Annotated in this window: 1 rRNA gene; it reads right to left on the reverse strand. The window is 57.1% G+C overall.

Features of this window, described 5'->3' with window-relative positions:
* Positions 1–171: 171 nt before the first annotated feature.
* Positions 172–1,239, reverse strand: a 16S ribosomal RNA gene (locus EDF40_RS00575); the annotation flags it as partial.

Consider the following 1,239-nt stretch of genomic DNA (forward strand, 5'->3'; position numbering starts at 1 on the left):
ACCCCCAACCCGTCCCAACCCTGCAAGCAGAGCGTACTGAGGTCGGAAGCATCACTCCCAACTGCACTGTCAATGTTCCACCCATGAGCTACCCGTCGGACACGTTCGGTCCGAATCAGGCGCCTGGACCACGCCCACCCCGAAGGGCACACGAGGCCAGATGCTCCTTAGAAAGGAGGTGATCCAGCCGCACCTTCCGGTACGGCTACCTTGTTACGACTTAGTCCTAATCACCGATCCCACCTTCGACGGCTCCTTCCACAAGGGTTAGGCCACCGGCTTCGGGTGTTACCGACTTTCATGACTTGACGGGCGGTGTGTACAAGGCCCGGGAACGTATTCACCGCAGCGTTGCTGATCTGCGATTACTAGCGACTCCGACTTCATGAGGTCGAGTTGCAGACCTCAATCCGAACTGAGACCGGCTTTTTGGGATTCGCTCCACCTTACGGTATCGCAGCCCTTTGTACCGGCCATTGTAGCATGCGTGAAGCCCAAGACATAAGGGGCATGATGATTTGACGTCATCCCCACCTTCCTCCGAGTTGACCCCGGCAGTCTCCTATGAGTCCCCGGCATAACCCGCTGGCAACATAGAACGAGGGTTGCGCTCGTTGCGGGACTTAACCCAACATCTCACGACACGAGCTGACGACAACCATGCACCACCTGTACACCGACCACAAGGGGGCGACCATCTCTGGCCGTTTCCGGTGTATGTCAAGCCTTGGTAAGGTTCTTCGCGTTGCATCGAATTAATCCGCATGCTCCGCCGCTTGTGCGGGCCCCCGTCAATTCCTTTGAGTTTTAGCCTTGCGGCCGTACTCCCCAGGCGGGGCGCTTAATGCGTTAGCTACGACACAGAAACCGTGGAAAGGTCCCTACATCTAGCGCCCAACGTTTACGGCATGGACTACCAGGGTATCTAATCCTGTTCGCTCCCCATGCTTTCGCTCCTCAGCGTCAGTTACGGCCCAGAGATCTGCCTTCGCCATCGGTGTTCCTCCTGATATCTGCGCATTCCACCGCTACACCAGGAATTCCAATCTCCCCTACCGCACTCTAGTCTGCCCGTACCCACTGCAAGCCCGAGGTTGAGCCTCGGGATTTCACAGCAGACGCGACAAACCGCCTACGAGCTCTTTACGCCCAATAATTCCGGACAACGCTTGCACCCTACGTATTACCGCGGCTGCTGGCACGTAGTTAGCCGGTGCTTTTTCTGCAGGTACCGTCACT

Origin of the sequence: Curtobacterium sp. PhB170 (assembly GCF_003752345.1) — a bacterium.
In the GTDB taxonomy this organism is placed as follows: Bacteria; Actinomycetota; Actinomycetes; order Actinomycetales; family Microbacteriaceae; genus Curtobacterium.